The organism is Variovorax sp. LjRoot84, from assembly GCF_964254305.1.
In the GTDB taxonomy this organism is placed as follows: Bacteria; Pseudomonadota; Gammaproteobacteria; order Burkholderiales; family Burkholderiaceae_C; genus Variovorax.
On record NZ_CAXUTE020000001.1, the window covers coordinates 2,534,331 to 2,550,077 of the forward strand.

Here is a 15,747-nt window from a genome sequence, read left to right on the forward strand (position 1 = left end):
CCGATGCTCGAAACGCGCGGACTCACCGTCCGTTTCGGAGGCCATGTCGCGGTCAACGATGTCAGTTGCAGCTTTGCACCTGGCACGCTGACCGCGATCGTCGGCCCGAACGGCGCGGGCAAGACCACCTACTTCAACCTGATCTCGGGGCAACTCAAGGCGACGGCCGGCACGGTGTTGCTCGACGGGCAGTTGCTGTCGGGGCAGAGCGCCTCGGCGCGCACGCGGGCCGGGCTGGGCCGGGCCTTCCAGTTGACGAATCTCTTTCCCAATCTCACGGTGCTCGAGAACGTGCGCCTCGCGGTGCAGGCGACGCGCGAGGGCGCGCACCGGCGCGGGCTCAATCTCTGGAGCATCTGGAGCGATCATCGCGCGCTGACCGAGCGCGCCGATGCGATCCTGGCCGAGGTCGCGCTCAAGGCCAAGGAGCATGCGACGGTCGCAAGCCTGCCCCACGGCGACCAGCGCAAGCTCGAAGTCGCGCTCCTGATGGCGCTCGAACCGAAGGTCTTCATGTTCGACGAACCGACGGCCGGCATGAACGCGGCCGAGGCGCCGGTGATCCTCGACCTGATCCGCGCGCTCAAGAAAGACAGGACGAAGACCATCCTCCTGGTCGAGCACAAGATGGACGTGGTGCGCGAGCTCGCGGACCGCATCATCGTGCTGCACAACGGGCAGCTCGTGGCCGATGGCGAGCCGTCGGAGGTGATCGCTTCGCCGATCGTGCAGGAGGCTTACCTCGGCTTGCCTGCGGCTGGCGCCGAGGACGCTTCGCGGCATGTGACCGCCCCCATCCTGGCCTTCCCCCGCCCGGGGGAAGGAGCAACACCATGAGCCATCCAGCCTTGTTGCAACTCGAAGGCGTCCATACCCACATCGGCGCCTATCACATCCTCCACGGCGTCGACCTTGCGGTGCCCCGCGGCCAGCTCACGATGCTGCTGGGCCGCAACGGCGCCGGCAAGACCACCACGCTCAGGACCATCATGGGCCTGTGGCATGCGTCCGAAGGCCGCGTGCGCTTCGGCGAACAGGACATCACTGCGCTGCACACGCCGCAGATCGCCGGGCTCGGCATCGCCTACGTGCCCGAGAACATGGGCATCTTCTCCGACCTCACGGTCAAGGAGAACATGCTGCTCGCGGCGCGCGCGGCCAAGAACGCCGAGCAAATGGACGACGCACGCCTGAAGTGGATCTTCAAGCTCTTCCCCGCGGTGGAGAAATTCTGGAACCATCCTGCCGGCAAGCTCTCGGGCGGCCAGAAGCAGATGCTCGCGGTGGCCCGGGCGATCGTCGAGCCGCGCGAGCTGCTGATCATCGACGAGCCCAGCAAGGGTCTCGCACCGGCCATCATCAACAACATGATCGACGCCTTCAGCGAGCTCAAGAGGAGCGGCGTCACGATCCTGCTGGTCGAACAGAACATCAACTTCGCGCAGCGCCTGGGCGACACCGTGGCCGTGATGGACAACGGGCGCGTGGTGCACAGCGGGACGATGGCGGCCTTCTCGGCCGACGAACAACTGCAGCAATCGCTCTTGGGGCTGGCACTATGAAACTCGACTTCGACTGGAAGCCGATGGCGCTCGTGCCGGTGATCGCGCTGATCGCGTTCCCGCTGACCGGCTCCTTCTCCACCTGGCTCACGCTCACCGTCGCCGGACTCGCGATGGGCATGATCATCTTCATCATCGCCTCGGGCCTGACGCTCATCTTCGGCCTGATGGACGTGCTCAACTTCGGCCACGGCGTGTTCATCGCGCTGGGCGCCTTCGTGGCCAGCACGGTGCTCGGCGGCATGAGCGACTGGACCGGCTCGCAGGAGCTGTGGCGCAACCTGGTAGCGGTCTTCCCCGCCATGCTGGTCGCGATGGCGGTGGCCGGCGCGGTCGGCCTGGCCTTCGAGCGCTTCATCGTGCGGCCGGTCTACGGCCAGCACCTGAAGCAGATCCTCATCACCGTGGGCGGCCTGATCATCGGCGAAGAGCTGATCAAGATGATTTGGGGTCCGGGACAACTTCCGTTGCCGCTGCCTGATGCGCTGCGCGGCTCGCTGCTGGTGGGCGATGCGGCGATCAGCAAGTACCGCATCCTTGCGGTGGCGGTCGGCGTCTTCGTTTTCGGGCTCCTGGCCTGGACGCTGGGCCGCACCAAGATCGGCTTGCTGATCCGCGCCGGCGTGCAGGACCGCGAGATGGTCGAGTCGCTCGGCTACCGCATCGGGCGCCTGTTCGTCGGCGTGTTCGTGGTCGGCAGCGCGCTCGCGGGACTGGGCGGCGTGATGTGGGGCCTGTTCCAGCAGAACCTCATTCCGCAGATGGGCGCGCAGGTCAACGTGCTGATCTTCATCGTGATCATCATCGGCGGCCTGGGCTCGACCACCGGCGCGCTGATCGGCGCCTTGCTGGTCGGCCTCATGACCAACTACACCGGCTTCCTGCTGCCGACCGCGACGCAGTTCGCCAGCATCGCGCTGATGGTGGCGGTGCTGCTGTGGCGGCCGCAGGGCGTGTACCCCGTCGCCAGCAGCCGTTGATCCTTCGACCCTTCGACACGCTCAGGACTCAGGACGATCGGATTCATTCATGCTGTCTCGCCTTCTTTCCAACGACATGCCGCGCAGTCGCGTGCTCGCGGTGCTGCTCGTCGTGCTGGTGCTGGGCCTGGCCCTCGCGCCTTTCATCTTCCCTGGCGTCAAGGCCTTGAGCGTCGCGGCCAAGGTGCTGGTGTTCATCGTGCTGGTCGCGAGCTTCGACCTGCTGCTCGGTTACACCGGCATCGTGAGCTTCGCGCACACCATGTTCTTCGGCATCGGCGCCTACGGCATCGCGATCTCGGCGACGCGGCTCGGGCCCGGCTGGGGCACCGTGCTGCTGGGCCTGGGCGCGGCGCTCGCGGTTTCGCTGGTGCTGTCGCTCGCGATTGGGCTGTTCTCGCTGCGGGTGCGCGCGATCTTCTTCGCGATGATCACGCTCGCGGTGGCCTCGGCCTTCCAGACGCTGGCCTCGCAGCTGTCGGATTTCACCGGCGGCGAGGACGGCCTGACCTTCAAGCTGCCCGAGCTGATCTCGCCGAGCTTCGAGTTCGCCGAAGAACCTTTTCTCGGCGTCTCGCTCGACGGGCGGCTGCTCTGCTACTACCTGCTGTTCGTGACCGCGGTGGTGCTCGTGCTGGCCTTGCTGCGCATCGTGAACTCGCCCTTCGGCCGCGTGCTGCAGGCGATCCGCGAGAACGAGTTCCGCGCCGAGGCGATAGGCTACCGCGTGGTGGTCTACCGCACGACGGCTTCGGTGCTGTCGGCACTGTTCGCGACGCTGGCCGGCGCGATGCTCGCGATCTGGCTGCGCTACAACGGACCCGACACCTCGCTCAGCTTCGAGATCATGGTCGACGTGCTGCTCATCGTCGTGATCGGCGGCATGGGCACGCTCTACGGCGCGGCTGTCGGCGCGGCGCTCTTCGTGGTCGCGCAGAGCTACCTGCAGGACCTGCTGCGCATCGGCAGCGAAGCCACGAGCGGCGCGCCCTGGCTGGCGGCGCTGCTCTCGCCCGATCGCTGGCTGCTGTGGCTGGGCGTGCTGTTCGTGCTCTCGGTCTACTACTTCCCGACCGGCATCGTCGGTCGCCTGCGTGCGAGGGCTCTCCGATGAACGCACCGACTTCGAACTACCTGCAGATCGCGGGACGCGAGATCCACTGGATGGATTGGGGCACGTCCGGCGGCCCTGTGCTCATCGCCTGGCACGGGCTGGCCCGCACCGCTCGCGACATGGACGAGCTGGCCGTGCACTTCGCCGACCGCGGTTTCCGCGTGATCTGCCCCGACACCATCGGCCGCGGCCTGAGCCAGTGGAGCCCGGCGCCGGACGACGAGTACCAGTTGTCCTTCTATGCCCGCCTGGCGACCGGTCTCTGCGACGCGCTCGCGCTCGAGCGAGTGCACTGGGTCGGCACCTCGATGGGCGGCGCGATCGGCATGGTCTGTGCCGGCGGGCTGCTGGAGCCGCGCATGAAACCGCGCATCGCGAGCCTGGTGCTCAACGACAACGCGCCGCAGATCGCGCAAGCCGCGGTCGAGCGCATCCGTTCCTATGCCGGCCAGCCGCCCGCCTTCGACACCGTGGCCGAGCTCGAGGCTTTCTTCCGCACGGTCTACAAGCCCTACGGCTGGCTCAGCGACGCGCAATGGCGCCGGCTCACCGAGACCTCCACGCGCCGCCTGCCCGACGGCCGCGTGACGCCGCACTACGACCCGGCCATGGTGCGCCAGTTCGTTGCCCATCCGGAGGACTACCTGCTCTGGTCGCACTACGACGCGATCGAAGTGCCGGTGCTGTGCCTGCGCGGTGCGGAGTCGGATCTCGTGCTGCCGGCGACGCTGGACGAGATGCGTCGCCGAGGCCCCGGCGCCGCGGGGCGCCTGCAGATCATCGAAGTGCCGGGCTGCGGTCATGCGCCGGCGCTCAATGTGCCGGAGCATCTGGCGCCGATCGAGGCCTTTGTGCGCGCCGCCGGCACGTGATTGATGCAATGGCCACAATCGGCCGCTGCATCAATCCGGAGCTTTCATGACGCTTTCCCTCTACGACATCTCGATCCCGGTGTTCATCCGCGGGCTCGGCCAACTCTCCCATCTGCTGGACAAGGGGCTCGCGCATGCGCAGGCCTCGGGAATCGACCCAGCGACGCTTGTCGATGCGCGGCTCGCGCCGGACATGCTGACCTTGGCAGGGCAGATCCAGCGCGCCAGCGACGCCTCCAAGCTCGGTGCCGCGCGGCTGGCCGCGATCACGGCGCCGAGCTTTCCCGATACCGAGAAGACCTGGGACGAATTGCAGGCGCGCATCGCCAAGACGGTCGACTTCCTGAACAGCGTCGATCGCGCCCAGATCGACGGCTTCGAGGAACGGTCCGTCTCGATGAAGGTGGGCAGCAACGAGCTGGAGTTCACGAGCCAGCGCTACCTGCTGCAGTTCGCGCTGCCCAACTTCTTCTTTCACGTGACCACGGCCTACGACGTGTTGCGGCACAGCGGCGTGCCGATCGGCAAGCGCGACTACCTGGGCCGCTATTGAACTCAGGCCGAACGCGTCGGCCAGCCGCTCAAGTGGCGTTCCGCGATCGCGGCCAGCGCCGTGATCCACGCGCTGCTGTCGTTGAGGCAGGGGATGTAGTGGAATTCCTTCCCGCCCGCATGCAGAAAGGCCTCGCGGCCTTCCATCGCGATCTCTTCCAGCGTCTCCAGGCAGTCGGCCGGAAAGCCGGGGCACATCACGTCGACGCGCGCGACGCCCGTCGCGCCGAGTTCTCGCAGGGTCGGCTCGGTGTAGGGTTCGAGCCATTTCGCGCGGCCGAAGCGGGACTGGAAGGTGACGCGGTACTGCTCGCGCGTGAGTTGCAGCCGTTCGGCCAGCAGGCCGGCGGTTACTAGGCACTGGGCCTGGTAGGGGTCGCCGAGCCGGATATTGCGCTCGGGGATGCCGTGGAAACTCATCACCAGCTGGTCGGGCCGGCCGTGGTCTTTCCAGTAGCGGAGCGCGCTCTGGGCCAAGGCCTCGATGTAGAGCGGCTCGTCTTGGTACTGATTGACGAAGCGGAACTCCGGCACGCGGCGCACGCGCGCGCTCCAGGCGTTGACGGCATCGATCACGCTCGCCGTGGTGGTGGCCGAATACTGGGGATAGGCCTGCAGCACCAGCACGCGGGTCGCGCCTTCGGCCTTGAGCGCATCGAGCTGCGCGGCGATCGACGGGTTGCCGTAGCGCATCGCGTCGCGCACCGTCACGCGGTGGCCGCGCTCGCCGAGCCAGCCCGCCAAAAGGGTGGCCTGCTTCTTCGTCCAGACCTTGAGCGGCGAGCCTTCGGGCGTCCAGATGCTGGCGTACTTGGCAGCCGACTTGGCGGGTCGCGTGCGCAGGATGATGCCGTGCAGGATCAGCGCCCACAGGGCCCGCGGAATCTCGACCACGCGCGGGTCGCCCAGGAAATCGGCAAGGTAGGGACGCACCGCGGCGGCGGTCGGCTCGTCTGGCGAGCCGAGGTTGCACCAGAGCACGGCGGTGCGCTCCTGGTTCGTTTCGACGGCAGGAGCTTCAGGGCGAAAAGGCATGCGCTATTCTCGGTCATGGCCTTTGCGACCCCCGATTCCCTGACCCTCGACGTGAAGCGCATCGCCGCGATCACGCTCGACCTCGACGACACGCTCTGGCCGATCTGGCCCACCATCGAACGCGCCGAGCGCGTGCTCTACGAATGGCTGGTGCGCGAGGCGCCGAAGACCGCGAACCTGCTGGTGACGCCCGGCGTTTTGCGCGAACTGCGCGAGGCCACGGCCAAGGAGCGTTCCGATCTTGCGCACGACCTGAGTGCGCTCAGGCGCGAATCGATACGCACGGCGCTCAGGCGCGCGGGCGAAGACCCGGCGCTGGCCGATCCGGCCTTCGAGATCTTCTTCGCCGAACGCCAGCGCGTGACGCTCTACGACGACGCCTTGCCCGCGCTCAAGTGGCTCAGCGAACGCTATCCGCTGGTGGCCGTCTCCAACGGCAATGCCGATGTCCATCAGACCGGAGTCGGGCGCTGGTTTCGCGCCGCCTTCAACGCGCGCGAGTTCGGCAGCGGCAAGCCGCATGCGCCGATCTTCCGCGCCGCCGCGGCCTCGGTCGGCTTGCTGCCCAAGGATGTGCTCCACGTCGGTGACGATGCGGCGCTCGACGTGGTCGGTGCGCTCGATGCCGGCATGCAGGCCGCCTGGCTGGTGCGCGACGAGCGGCCCTGGGAACATGGCGCGCGGCCGCAGCTGATCGTGCCGAACCTGCATGCCTTGTGCATGGCGCTCGACGCAGGTTGAGAGGACTCAGCGCGGGGCAGCCGAACGGGTCAAGGCATCGTTCAGCGTGTTCTGGATATTGAGGTTCTTGATCATGCCCATCGCGTTGCTGCGGGCATCGATCACGGTCTGATTCACGATGTGCTGGTTGTTCAGCGTGTTCTGGATGATGGTGCCCGCGCCCGTCGACAGGACGTCCGGAGCGACACTGTTGCTCGGCCCGGTTTGCACCAGGTTCAGCGCCGTCATCTGCTGGTTGAGCTGCGCGGCTTGCGCCGGCGTCAGCTCGGACAGCCGGCCGAAATTGAGCGTGGTTTGAGTGACCAGGTCGCCGTTGATGTAGACGGCACGCGTGATGCCGAAACTGACCAGCAGGCCGCCGCCCACATCGAAGCCGCCGCGCAGGCCGTCCAGCGTCCGGTCGCTCACGGCCTCCCACACGGCGTCGGCCCGCGCCGGCAGGCACAGGGCCAAGCCGAGCAGGGCGCAGAGCAGGCGGGCGGTGCGCATCAGAACTCTCCCGGTCCCAGCTTGGGCAGGGTGATGTGGGAGAGGCCTTCACGGCTGACGCCGCCGCCCAACGGCGCACGCGGCGCCACGCGCCAATCGGCCGCCAGGTTGAAGCGCGCCGACTCCATGCGGTTGTGAACCACGAACAGCAGGTTGTTCTTCCAGATGGCTTCGAAGGTCTTGCGCGGCAGCGCGCGCGTGCCTTGCGCCGGGTCGCCGATCAGCACCCGGTCGGCCTGCACGCCCTTGACCACCACGAAATGGTGATACCCGTTCTCGTTGATCAGCACGATGGCGGGAACGCGTGCCTCGTTGAGCTTGTCCAGCGGCTGTTCGAAGCCGTCGGCCTCGAAGCCGTGCGCGGCCAGATAACGCTTCATGTCGAGCAGCGAGAAGCCTTCGGTGTGAATCTTCTTCTTGTCGCCGCGGGCGTACATCTCCTCGAACACCATCTGCTCCGTGACCGGGTAGCCGTAGTGGTGCGTGAGCAAGGTGGCGAGCGCCGCCGATCCGCAGCTGAAGTCGTACTTCTGCAGCAGCGTGCCGGCCAGGCGTGCCTGCCGCATGCTGACGACCGGCATGATCACGTCGCCCGTGCCCATGGACGGCAGGTGCGCCACCTGACCCGGCGCTGCGCTGGCCGCTGCGATCAGCGAGATGAAGAGCAAGAGGCCGCGCATCGGGCCCCCGTCAGTTCATCTGCAGGTGAAGGATCACGGCGTTCTGGATCAGCACGTTCGCGCCGGTGTTCTGGATCACCACCGGCAGGCCGGTCATGTTGGCAAAGGATCCTGAACTGATGGCGTTGCTGCCCGTCGTGACGTTGCGGGCCGTGTTGTCGGCCGTTGTGCCCGTCAGTTCCATCTCGTTGTGCACCAGCTGGTTGCCGCCGCGGTAGGTGGCGAGCACCGCCGAATCGACGGGTTTGGAGAACGCCGTCGTGCCGTTCGGCACCACCGACGTCTGCGCCGCGGCGCTTTGCGCCAACATCAATGCCGCGACCAGGCCGACGGACCCGAAGAGTGCGATCGATCTCATGTGTCTCTCCGGTGAGCGAGCCGGCATCGCCGCGCGGCCTGCATGCGCTGCAGGCCCCACGGCGAGTGCGAGCTCTGGGGCCTACCGTCCCACGGCCAGGTTGGCCTGCACGTTCACGCTTTGCTGGACCAGCGACGAGAAGCCGCTGTTCTGGTTCGCGATCATGATGCCGGCCGCCGATTGTCCGACGCTGGTCATGGTGTTGGACATGTTGAATGTCCCGGCGTTGACCGTGTTGGTCCCGCCCGCACCGCCGCTGCCGCCTTCGCCCACGCCGCCCGTGCCGCCGTTGCCGGTGTTGGTGCCGCCGTTGCCCGCACCACCGGCGCCGCCCGCGCCGCCGCTGCCCGCGGTGTTGTTGCCGTTACTGGCGCTGCCGTTGGTCGCGCTGCCGTTGGTGGCCGACCCGCCGGCGCCGCCGGTGCCTGCGCCTGCCGTGCGCGAGCCGCCGTTGGTGCTGGTGGCCGTGCCGTCGTCATCCGCAACCACGATGCCGCTGGCATTGAAGCCATTCGCACCGCCGCCATAGCCGTCGCCGCCTCTGCCCGCACTGGCGCTGCCATTGGTCGCGCTGCCATGGCTGATGGCGCCGTTGGAGGCGTTGCCGCCGGTCGCACCGACTGCGCCGTTGCCGCCGGTGCCGGTGCCGGAGGCCGAGCCGCCGCGGCCGACGCCGCCGTAGCCGCCGTTGCCGGTGCCGCCCGCGGCGGAGCCGGTGTTGTAGGCCTGGTTGCCGATGTTGTAGACACTGTTGCCCGTCACCACGCCGGTCAGATTGCTGGTGGCCGTCGCCTTCGTCACGTTGAAGGCATTGCTGAAGGTTCCGGTGGAGCCGTTGTTGAGCGCGGCGGAGCGTGCAGCGCTGGTGTAGGCGTCACCCGAATCCTTGTTGGTGCTGCTGTCGCTGCGCGACGAGGTGCGCGTGCTGGTGCTGGTCCTCGTGCTGCTGGAGGTACTGGTGTTCGTGCTCGTGTTGTCGCCTTCACCGGTCAATTGAACCGCGAGCTGGCCCGTGTCGTTGGCAAACGCCACACCGCTGAACCCGAATGCAACCGTGATGGCCGAAGCCAGAAGTGTCTTCTTCATAGGGTCTCCATTTGTTGACGTGACAAAGCGCGGATGAGTTGCGTCGCCGCAATTCAAGAGACCTCGTGCAACTTCGGTGCCAACACAGCGTGGCCTCATTCGCATGGCGCTCGTCTCCGAGGGAAGCGCCCCTCCGGTTGCCCAGGCCGTGCGCATTTCGCCGGCGCGCGCACGGCCGTGCAATCGAACGATTTGTCACAGCGCCTTGACGGTTGTGTAGGACCGATCGCACGTGCGGTAGTGCTTTCGCCTTGGAGGACTCCGGGTTCGGCCGGACGACTGGATGCGCCTGCTGTCTCACCGCTGTGACAGGCGGCCGCGCCATGGAGCGAGCGCGTTACCGGTCTCTTGCGTTGTGCCGCAAGGACTTGCGTCGCACTGCATGCGCTGCGAGGCGCCAGGGAAGCTCGAGCGGAACTGCATCAGTTTTGAGACAGTGCATTCGCCATTACTTTTGTTTTCAACTTGCATCTTGCCACGTTTTGAAAGATGCGTTTACGCTGGCGCGCGACATTCAACCCCCGAGCGAAAAAACAAGGGAGGTGGAGATATGGAGACATCCCGGCAGCACAGGACGCTTGCGTTCCTGGCCTGTTCTTCATTGGCATGGTCGGGCGCTGTTGCGCAGGCCCAGGGTACATCGCCCGCTAAGAGCGCGACCAAACGTATGGAGGCGCTGCAGCAGCAGTTGACTGAGCAGGGACGTCAGATCGAGGCACTGCGGCAGCAGGCGCAGGAGCAGGAGGCCCGGTATCGCGAACTGCAGGAGCGCTTGCAGACCCAGGAGGCGCGCAGCGCACCACCACCCGAAAGCAAGCCCGCGGCGACCGAGGTCGCCGACACCGGCCCGCGACCGGTGCGGGTAGGCGTGGCGCCCAGCGGCGATGCGCTTCAGATGCCGGAGGTGGCGCCGATCTTCGATCAGCCCGGCATCCTCACGCCGCGCGGCAAATATGTGATCGAGCCCTCGCTGCAATACGCCTATTCGTCGAACAACCGCGTCGCGCTGGTGGGCTACACGGTGATCCCCGCGTTGCTGATCGGCCTGGTCGACGTGCGCGAGGTCAAGCGCAACACCCTGACCGCCGCGGTCGCCGGCCGCTGGGGCATCACCAACCGGCTGGAACTGGAAGCGAAGGTTCCCTATGTCTATCGTTCCGACTCCACCATCAGCCGCGAGATCTTCACCGGCTCCGCGAACGAACGGGTGTTCGACACCAGCGGCCGGTCGATCGGCGACATCGAGCTTGCGGCGCGCTACCAGTTGAACGAAGGCAAGGGCAACTGGCCCTACATGATCGGCTCGCTGCGCTTCAAGACCCGCACCGGCAAGGACCCCTTCGAGGTGGTCACCGACTGCATCACGCGCTGCATCGGCAACACGACGGGCAGCGGCCTGCCACTGGACCTGCCGACGGGCTCGGGCTTCTATTCGCTGCAGACCGGGCTCACCTGGCTGCTGCCCACCGATCCGGCGGTGTTCTTCGGCAGCTTCACCTATACGCACAACTTCGGCCGCGACAACCTGAGCCGCCTGGTGCTGAACGGCGAGCGCGAGTTCATCGGTTCGGTCAAGCCTGGCAATATCTTCGGCGTCAACTTCGGCATGGGGCTGGCGCTCAACGAGCGCTCGTCATTCAGCGTCGGCGTGGAGCTCAATTCCATCGGCAAGACCAGGCAGAACGGCATACCGGTGGTGACCTCGGTACGCACGCAGCTGGGATCGCTCAATCTGGGCTACTCGTACCGGATCAGCGACAAGACCGCGGTGAACGTGACCGTGGGTGCAGGGCTGACGCGGGATACGCCCGACCTGACATTGACGGTCAGGGTGCCGATGTCTTTCTAGCCGGGTCTCTCATGCAGCTGCGAACCCTTCTGTACGTGGCGCTAGGCGGCGACGCGGGCGGTGTCAAGGAGCAGTTGCTCGCCCGCGGCTGGGAGCTCATGCATGCGACCGACCTGGCGGCGGCGAATCGCATCCAGGCGCATCGTCATCTGCCGGTCGGCCTGCTGGTGGTCGGCGCCGCGCTGACGGTGCCGGAGGCGGCGATCGAGGCCTGCGTCAATGCATCGCATGGCATGGAGTGGGTGAGCGTGTGCGAGGCGCAGGCGCTGGAGTCGCCCGGTTTCCGCGAACTGGTTCTCGGCTGCTTCTTCCACCATCAGGTCCTGCCGCTCGACTGGCGCGAGCTCGAACTGGTGCTGGACCATGCCTGCCAGCGCGCCATGCTGCGGCGCCGGCACAAGACCCACACGCATGTGGTGGATGCAATGGGCATGGTGGGGCAGGGGCCTGCCATCACGCGGCTGCGCCAGCAGATCCGCAGGGTGGCGGCGACGGATGCTCCGGTGCTGATCGGCGGCGAGAGCGGCAGCGGCAAGGAGCTCGCCGCACGCGCCATTCACCAGGGCTCGCTGCGTTCGGCCGGCCCCTTCGTGGCCGTCAACTGCGGCGCCATCTCGCCCTCGCTGATCCAGTCCGAGCTGTTCGGCCACGAAAAGGGCGCGTTCACCGGTGCATCGTCGGAGCGGCGCGGACTGATCGAGGCGGCCAACGGCGGCACGGTGTTCCTCGACGAGATCGGCGATCTGCCGCTGGAGCTGCAGACCAACCTGCTGCGCTTCCTGCAGGAAAAGACGATCAGCCGCGTGGGCGGCGTGCGCAGCCTGCAGGTCGACGTGCGCGTGCTGGCGGCTTCGCATGTGGACCTGGCCGAAGCGGTGGCGGTGGGCCAGTTTCGCGACGACCTGTTCTACCGCTTGAACGTGCTGTCGATCGACGTGATGCCGCTGCGCCGCCGCATGGAGGACGTGCCGATCCTGGCGGAATACTTCTTCCAGCGCTGCGCGGGCAAGAGCAAGACCCGCGTGAAGGGCTTCAGCCGGCAGGCGCTGGCGGCCCTGATGGCGCACGGCTGGCCGGGCAATGTGCGCGAGCTGTACAACCGCGTGCAGCGTGCGGTCGTGATGAGCGAGCAGCGGCTGATCGGGCCGGCCGACCTCGGTCTTGCCGCGGTCGAGACGCCGGTGGGGATGGGCCTTGACACGGCGCGCACGATGGCCGAGCGCGATGCGATCTGCCTCACGCTGACCCGGGTCGGGCGCAACGTCACGCACGCGGCGCGCGAGCTCGGCGTTTCGCGCATGACGCTGTACCGCCTGATGGGCAAGCACAGCATCGCGTTGAGTGCGCTGCAGAGCCCTTACGCGGACCCGCAACCGGCGGCCGCCGTGCGGCCGCTGCGCACGGCGCCTTCGATCGTCGCGGGATACGGACCTTCGACATAGTCTCCGCAGGCCAGCAGGCCCGGCGCCACCTGGGCCGCGGGGCGCACCAGCGCCGGTGTGCAGGCGAAGGTGGCGCGGCGTTCCACGACGGTCTGCACCGGCTGCAAACCGGTCAAGCCGAGTTGCTCGCGGGCTTGCGCGAGCACCTGGTGTTGCAGCGTTTCGCGCTCGTCGCCGCTGGCGCTGACCACGAAGGCCAGCAGGCCTTGCGGTCCGCCGAGTTGTCCGCGATCGAAGACGAACTGCGCCGGCGCGCCGGCACTCGCACGCAGCGCCAGCATCGGCGCACTCAATGCAGCGCCGCCTGCCATGTAGAGGGTCGCGATGCTTTCGTGTTGCAGCACCTCGGCCGTCTGCGACCAGGCCGCTGCGGCGGGCAGCGTCACGCCAGCGGCCAGGCGGGCGGCTTCCCACGGCGCGCAGGCGAGCACCACGCGGTCGAAGCTTTCGCCGTCGACCTGCCAGCCCGCTGGTTCGTGGGCGATGGCCTGCACGCGCGTGCCGCTGCGCACCTGGGCGCCCTGCTGCGCGAGCCAGCGCGCCGCGGCATCCGGGAACAGCGCGCCGAGGTCGACGCGCGGCAGCAGCAGGTCGGCGCCGCCGCGCTCGACGAACAGGGCGTCGTGCAGCACGCGCAGGAAGACCTCGCCGCTCGCGTATCCGGTCGGCGTGTTGAGGGCCGAGACGCACAGCGGCTCGATCAGCTCGGCCATGACGCGTGGCGTCAGCGTTGCGCAGAGCGCGGCCACCGATGCGCCGGGGTCGCAGCGAAAGCCATTCCAGCGCCAGCGCAATGCGGCGCGCATCAGTGCGGCCTTGTCGCGCCAGGACCAGCCGCGCGCCCCCAGGATGCCGGCCAGCAGGTCCAGCGGCGGCGGCCAATGCGGCACCTGCAGCCCGCCGCCGTCGGCAAATCGCAGCGTGAGCGGCATGCGATGCAGCACGGCACCGGGATCGACGCCGAGCTCGCGCATCAGCGCCAGCGTGGCGCTGTAGGCGCCGATCATGATGTGCTGGCCGTTGTCCAGCAGCACCGGTTGCCCGTCGGGCATCTGCGCCGGCAGCGCGCGCGCACGGCCGCCGAGGGTGCGGGCGGCTTCGAACACGGTGATCGCATGACCGGCGCGCGTCGCTTCGACGGCGCAGGCCAGGCCGGCCCAGCCGGCGCCGATGACGGCAACCTGACTCAAAGTTTCCCTAGCGCTTGGACTCGCCACGCGAGCCACAGCTTGCGCACCGGAGTCAGGCTCACGCGCTGCTGCAGCACCTGGAAGTCGTCGCGTTCGATCTCGCGCAGCAGCGTGCGGTAGATGCTGGCCATCATCAGGCCCGGCTTCTGGGTGCGCCGGTCGGCAGCCGGGAGCAGGGCGAGCGCCTCGTCGTAGGCCGCATGCGCGCGCTCGGCCTGGAACTTCATGAGCGCGACGAAGCGCTCGGAGTACAGGCGGTTCAGGATTTCGTGCGCCTTGACGTCGAACTGCTGCAGCTCGCTGACCGGCAGGTAGATGCGTCCGCGCAGCGCGTCCTCCCCGACGTCGCGGATGATGTTGGTCAGCTGCAGCGCCAGGCCCAGCTTGTGGGCGTAGGCGGTGGTCTGCGCGTCGGTCTGGCCGAAGATGCGCGCCGCGCCTTCGCCCACCACGCCGGCCACCAGGTGGCAATAGCGCTTCAGGGCCTGGAAGTCGAGGTAGCGGGTCTGGTCCAGGTCCATCTGGCAGCCGTCGATCACTTCGTGCAGCTGGCGCTCCTCGATACCGTAGACCGTGGCGTGCGGCATCAGCGCCTGCATCGCCGGATGCTGCGGCCGGCCCGCGAAGGACTGGGCGACCTCGGTGCGCCACCAGGCCAGCTTGGTCGCCGCGACGCCGGGGTCGCTGACCTCGTCGACCACGTCATCGATCTCGCGGCAGAAGGCATAGAAGGCCGTGATCGCGGCGCGCCGCGGCTTCGGCAGGAACAGGAAGGCGTAATAGAAACTGCTGCCCGAAGCGGCAGCCTTGTCCTGGACGTACTGCTCGGGCGTCATCGTGGAAAACTCTTCATCGCGGGGGATTGTCTCCGCATCCAGAAGGCGCGCCAGGCCAGAAGCGTCGCATCCGCCTTGCCGATGGTCGGACGCTGCGAAAAGCTGTCGCAACCCAGCGCCTCGATCTTGTCGAGGATGCGAAGTCCGCCCTGCACCACGAAGCGCAGTTCCCAGCCGGCCCGGCCCGGCAGGCGGTGCACCAGCGACGCGCCTTCGTTCATCAGCGCACGCGCCCAGGCCACCTCGCCGGCGATCAATGCAATGGCGGCGGGTGGCGGTGCGGCGGGGGCCAGCGGCCGGAAGCCTTCGAAGTCCTTCGCTGCGAGGCCATGCACGGCGCTGTCGGCGTGCGGCAGGTAGAAGCGGCCGCGCGGCAGGTCCACGCTCAGGTCCTGCCAGAAGTTGATGAGCTGCAGCGCGCTGCAGATGGCGTCGCTCTGCGCGAGGGCGCGTGCATCGTCCACGCCGTAGAGGTGCAGCAGCAGGCGGCCGATCGGGTTGGCCGAGCGGCGGCAGTAGTCGAGCAGTTCGGCGCGATCGGCGTAGCCCTGGCCGTCGCGCGTCTTCTCGATGTCCTGCATGAAGGCGGAGAGCAGGTCGGCCAGGAGCGGCTCGGGCAGCGCGAAGCTGCGCATGGCATGCGCGAGCGGACCGAAGACCTCGGGCCAGCGCGCCGATGGCGCCGCGCCGCGGGCGGCGGCGGCGGCGAGATCGGCGCGAAAGGCGCGCAGATCGTCGAGCCGCTCGGCCGCGCCGGCCTCGCCTTCGTCGGCGATGTCGTCGGCCGTGCGCGCAAAGCCGTAGATCGCGGCGATCGGCGGCCGCAGCCGTGGCGGGCACAGCCAGGAGGCGACCGGGAAATTCTCGTAGTGCGTCGGCGCAGGCGCGGCGACCGGGTGGGGCGAGGAGGACACGCGCCGGATTGTCGTGTACCGCGCAGTACCATCGTCGCGCCACCGCT

At 67.9% G+C, this 15,747-nt stretch carries 17 protein-coding genes; 9 read left to right on the plus strand and 8 right to left on the minus strand.

What is annotated here, in order from left to right; genetic code table 11:
* The first annotated feature begins 3 nt into the window (after positions 1 to 3).
* Genes ACSQ9I_RS12890 through ACSQ9I_RS12915 form a run of 6 tightly spaced genes read left to right on the plus strand, consistent with a single transcriptional unit; the run spans position 4 to position 5,081 of the window.
* Positions 4 to 837, plus strand: a complete 834-nt coding sequence (locus ACSQ9I_RS12890) for an ABC transporter ATP-binding protein (protein WP_436313419.1) — start codon at positions 4 to 6, stop codon at positions 835 to 837.
* A complete protein-coding gene (locus ACSQ9I_RS12895) occupies positions 834 to 1,562 on the plus strand; it encodes an ABC transporter ATP-binding protein (RefSeq protein ID WP_436303805.1) in 729 nt (242 codons plus the stop codon). Before ACSQ9I_RS12890 ends, ACSQ9I_RS12895 begins: the two co-directional genes overlap by 4 nt.
* Positions 1,559 to 2,542: a branched-chain amino acid ABC transporter permease gene (locus tag ACSQ9I_RS12900; RefSeq protein ID WP_436292508.1), complete on the plus strand. Its 984-nt coding sequence runs from the start codon at positions 1,559 to 1,561 to the stop codon at positions 2,540 to 2,542. The genes ACSQ9I_RS12895 and ACSQ9I_RS12900 overlap by 4 nt, the downstream gene beginning before the upstream one ends.
* Positions 2,543 to 2,591: 49 nt before the next feature.
* Positions 2,592 to 3,656 (plus strand): branched-chain amino acid ABC transporter permease, encoded by a 1,065-nt coding sequence (locus tag ACSQ9I_RS12905; protein ID WP_436313420.1) that lies wholly within the window; start codon positions 2,592 to 2,594, stop codon positions 3,654 to 3,656.
* Entirely contained in the window at positions 3,653 to 4,528 is an 876-nt protein-coding gene (locus ACSQ9I_RS12910; RefSeq protein ID WP_436313421.1) for an alpha/beta fold hydrolase, read from the plus strand. The genes ACSQ9I_RS12905 and ACSQ9I_RS12910 overlap by 4 nt, the downstream gene beginning before the upstream one ends.
* A 46-nt stretch (positions 4,529 to 4,574) precedes the next feature.
* Complete coding sequence (locus ACSQ9I_RS12915; RefSeq protein WP_436303807.1) at positions 4,575 to 5,081, plus strand: DUF1993 domain-containing protein; 507 nt, start codon at positions 4,575 to 4,577, stop codon at positions 5,079 to 5,081.
* A gap of 2 nt (positions 5,082 to 5,083) precedes the next feature.
* On the opposite strand, the gene hemH is transcribed toward ACSQ9I_RS12915, so the two are convergent.
* Entirely contained in the window at positions 5,084 to 6,115 is a 1,032-nt protein-coding gene (gene hemH, locus ACSQ9I_RS12920) for a ferrochelatase (protein WP_436313422.1), read from the minus strand.
* A gap of 15 nt (positions 6,116 to 6,130) precedes the next feature.
* Here hemH and ACSQ9I_RS12925 point away from each other — a divergent pair, with 15 nt between their 5' ends.
* The gene (locus tag ACSQ9I_RS12925; RefSeq protein WP_093109170.1) at positions 6,131 to 6,856 is read left to right on the plus strand and encodes an HAD family hydrolase; all 726 of its coding nucleotides are present in this window, start codon (positions 6,131 to 6,133) and stop codon (positions 6,854 to 6,856) included.
* Positions 6,857 to 6,862: 6 nt separating this feature from the next.
* Here the strand turns inward: ACSQ9I_RS12925 and ACSQ9I_RS12930 are convergent, their stop codons facing one another.
* The 4 genes from ACSQ9I_RS12930 to ACSQ9I_RS12945 form a co-directional block, all read right to left on the minus strand.
* Positions 6,863 to 7,345 (minus strand): hypothetical protein, encoded by a 483-nt coding sequence (locus ACSQ9I_RS12930; protein WP_093109171.1) that lies wholly within the window; start codon positions 7,343 to 7,345, stop codon positions 6,863 to 6,865.
* On the minus strand, positions 7,345 to 8,025 hold the full coding sequence (locus ACSQ9I_RS12935) for a C39 family peptidase (protein WP_436313423.1): 681 nt from the start codon (positions 8,023 to 8,025) through the stop codon (positions 7,345 to 7,347). Before ACSQ9I_RS12935 ends, ACSQ9I_RS12930 begins: the two co-directional genes overlap by 1 nt.
* A gap of 10 nt (positions 8,026 to 8,035) precedes the next feature.
* Entirely contained in the window at positions 8,036 to 8,383 is a 348-nt protein-coding gene (locus ACSQ9I_RS12940; protein ID WP_244503949.1) for a hypothetical protein, read from the minus strand.
* Positions 8,384 to 8,464: 81 nt separating this feature from the next.
* Positions 8,465 to 9,469: a hypothetical protein gene (locus ACSQ9I_RS12945; protein WP_436313424.1), complete on the minus strand. Its 1,005-nt coding sequence runs from the start codon at positions 9,467 to 9,469 to the stop codon at positions 8,465 to 8,467.
* 550 nt (positions 9,470 to 10,019) lie between these two features.
* Between ACSQ9I_RS12945 and ACSQ9I_RS12950 the strand changes: the two genes are divergently transcribed.
* Both ACSQ9I_RS12950 and ACSQ9I_RS12955 read left to right on the plus strand, forming a co-directional pair.
* Positions 10,020 to 11,318 (plus strand): SlyX family protein, encoded by a 1,299-nt coding sequence (locus ACSQ9I_RS12950; RefSeq protein ID WP_436313425.1) that lies wholly within the window; start codon positions 10,020 to 10,022, stop codon positions 11,316 to 11,318.
* Positions 11,319 to 11,329: 11 nt separating this feature from the next.
* Positions 11,330 to 12,760 carry a sigma-54 interaction domain-containing protein gene (locus ACSQ9I_RS12955; RefSeq protein ID WP_436313427.1) on the plus strand — a complete coding sequence of 477 codons (1,431 nt, stop codon included), beginning with the start codon at positions 11,330 to 11,332 and terminating at the stop codon, positions 12,758 to 12,760.
* On the opposite strand, the gene hpnE is transcribed toward ACSQ9I_RS12955, so the two are convergent.
* Genes hpnE through hpnC form a run of 3 tightly spaced genes read right to left on the minus strand, consistent with a single transcriptional unit; the run spans position 12,676 to position 15,700 of the window.
* Positions 12,676 to 13,950: a hydroxysqualene dehydroxylase HpnE gene (hpnE, locus tag ACSQ9I_RS12960; protein ID WP_436313428.1), complete on the minus strand. Its 1,275-nt coding sequence runs from the start codon at positions 13,948 to 13,950 to the stop codon at positions 12,676 to 12,678. The two genes, ACSQ9I_RS12955 and hpnE, sit on opposite strands and share 85 nt — an antisense overlap.
* The gene (gene hpnD, locus ACSQ9I_RS12965) at positions 13,947 to 14,786 is read right to left on the minus strand and encodes a presqualene diphosphate synthase HpnD (protein ID WP_093109177.1); all 840 of its coding nucleotides are present in this window, start codon (positions 14,784 to 14,786) and stop codon (positions 13,947 to 13,949) included. The genes hpnE and hpnD overlap by 4 nt, the downstream gene beginning before the upstream one ends.
* A complete protein-coding gene (gene hpnC / locus ACSQ9I_RS12970) occupies positions 14,783 to 15,700 on the minus strand; it encodes a squalene synthase HpnC (protein ID WP_436313429.1) in 918 nt (305 codons plus the stop codon). Before hpnC ends, hpnD begins: the two co-directional genes overlap by 4 nt.
* Positions 15,701 to 15,747 lie beyond the last annotated feature (47 nt).

What these genes read in the sequence shown, in the direction of transcription:
- ACSQ9I_RS12925 (WP_093109170.1), top strand. Translation starts at nt 6,131, where the DNA reads ATGGCCTTTGCGACCCCCGATTCCCTGACCCTCGACGTGAAGCGCATC.
- hpnD (WP_093109177.1), bottom strand. Translation starts at nt 14,786, where the DNA reads ATGACGCCCGAGCAGTACGTCCAGGACAAGGCTGCCGCTTCGGGCAGC.
- ACSQ9I_RS12900 (WP_436292508.1), top strand. Translation starts at nt 1,559, where the DNA reads ATGAAACTCGACTTCGACTGGAAGCCGATGGCGCTCGTGCCGGTGATC.
- ACSQ9I_RS12890 (WP_436313419.1), top strand. Translation starts at nt 4, where the DNA reads ATGCTCGAAACGCGCGGACTCACCGTCCGTTTCGGAGGCCATGTCGCG.
- ACSQ9I_RS12910 (WP_436313421.1), top strand. Translation starts at nt 3,653, where the DNA reads ATGAACGCACCGACTTCGAACTACCTGCAGATCGCGGGACGCGAGATC.
- ACSQ9I_RS12950 (WP_436313425.1), top strand. Translation starts at nt 10,020, where the DNA reads ATGGAGACATCCCGGCAGCACAGGACGCTTGCGTTCCTGGCCTGTTCT.
- ACSQ9I_RS12940 (WP_244503949.1), bottom strand. Translation starts at nt 8,383, where the DNA reads ATGAGATCGATCGCACTCTTCGGGTCCGTCGGCCTGGTCGCGGCATTG.
- ACSQ9I_RS12895 (WP_436303805.1), top strand. Translation starts at nt 834, where the DNA reads ATGAGCCATCCAGCCTTGTTGCAACTCGAAGGCGTCCATACCCACATC.
- ACSQ9I_RS12955 (WP_436313427.1), top strand. Translation starts at nt 11,330, where the DNA reads ATGCAGCTGCGAACCCTTCTGTACGTGGCGCTAGGCGGCGACGCGGGC.
- ACSQ9I_RS12935 (WP_436313423.1), bottom strand. Translation starts at nt 8,025, where the DNA reads ATGCGCGGCCTCTTGCTCTTCATCTCGCTGATCGCAGCGGCCAGCGCA.
- ACSQ9I_RS12930 (WP_093109171.1), bottom strand. Translation starts at nt 7,345, where the DNA reads ATGCGCACCGCCCGCCTGCTCTGCGCCCTGCTCGGCTTGGCCCTGTGC.
- hemH (WP_436313422.1), bottom strand. Translation starts at nt 6,115, where the DNA reads ATGCCTTTTCGCCCTGAAGCTCCTGCCGTCGAAACGAACCAGGAGCGC.
- ACSQ9I_RS12905 (WP_436313420.1), top strand. Translation starts at nt 2,592, where the DNA reads ATGCTGTCTCGCCTTCTTTCCAACGACATGCCGCGCAGTCGCGTGCTC.
- ACSQ9I_RS12915 (WP_436303807.1), top strand. Translation starts at nt 4,575, where the DNA reads ATGACGCTTTCCCTCTACGACATCTCGATCCCGGTGTTCATCCGCGGG.
- ACSQ9I_RS12945 (WP_436313424.1), bottom strand. Translation starts at nt 9,469, where the DNA reads ATGAAGAAGACACTTCTGGCTTCGGCCATCACGGTTGCATTCGGGTTC.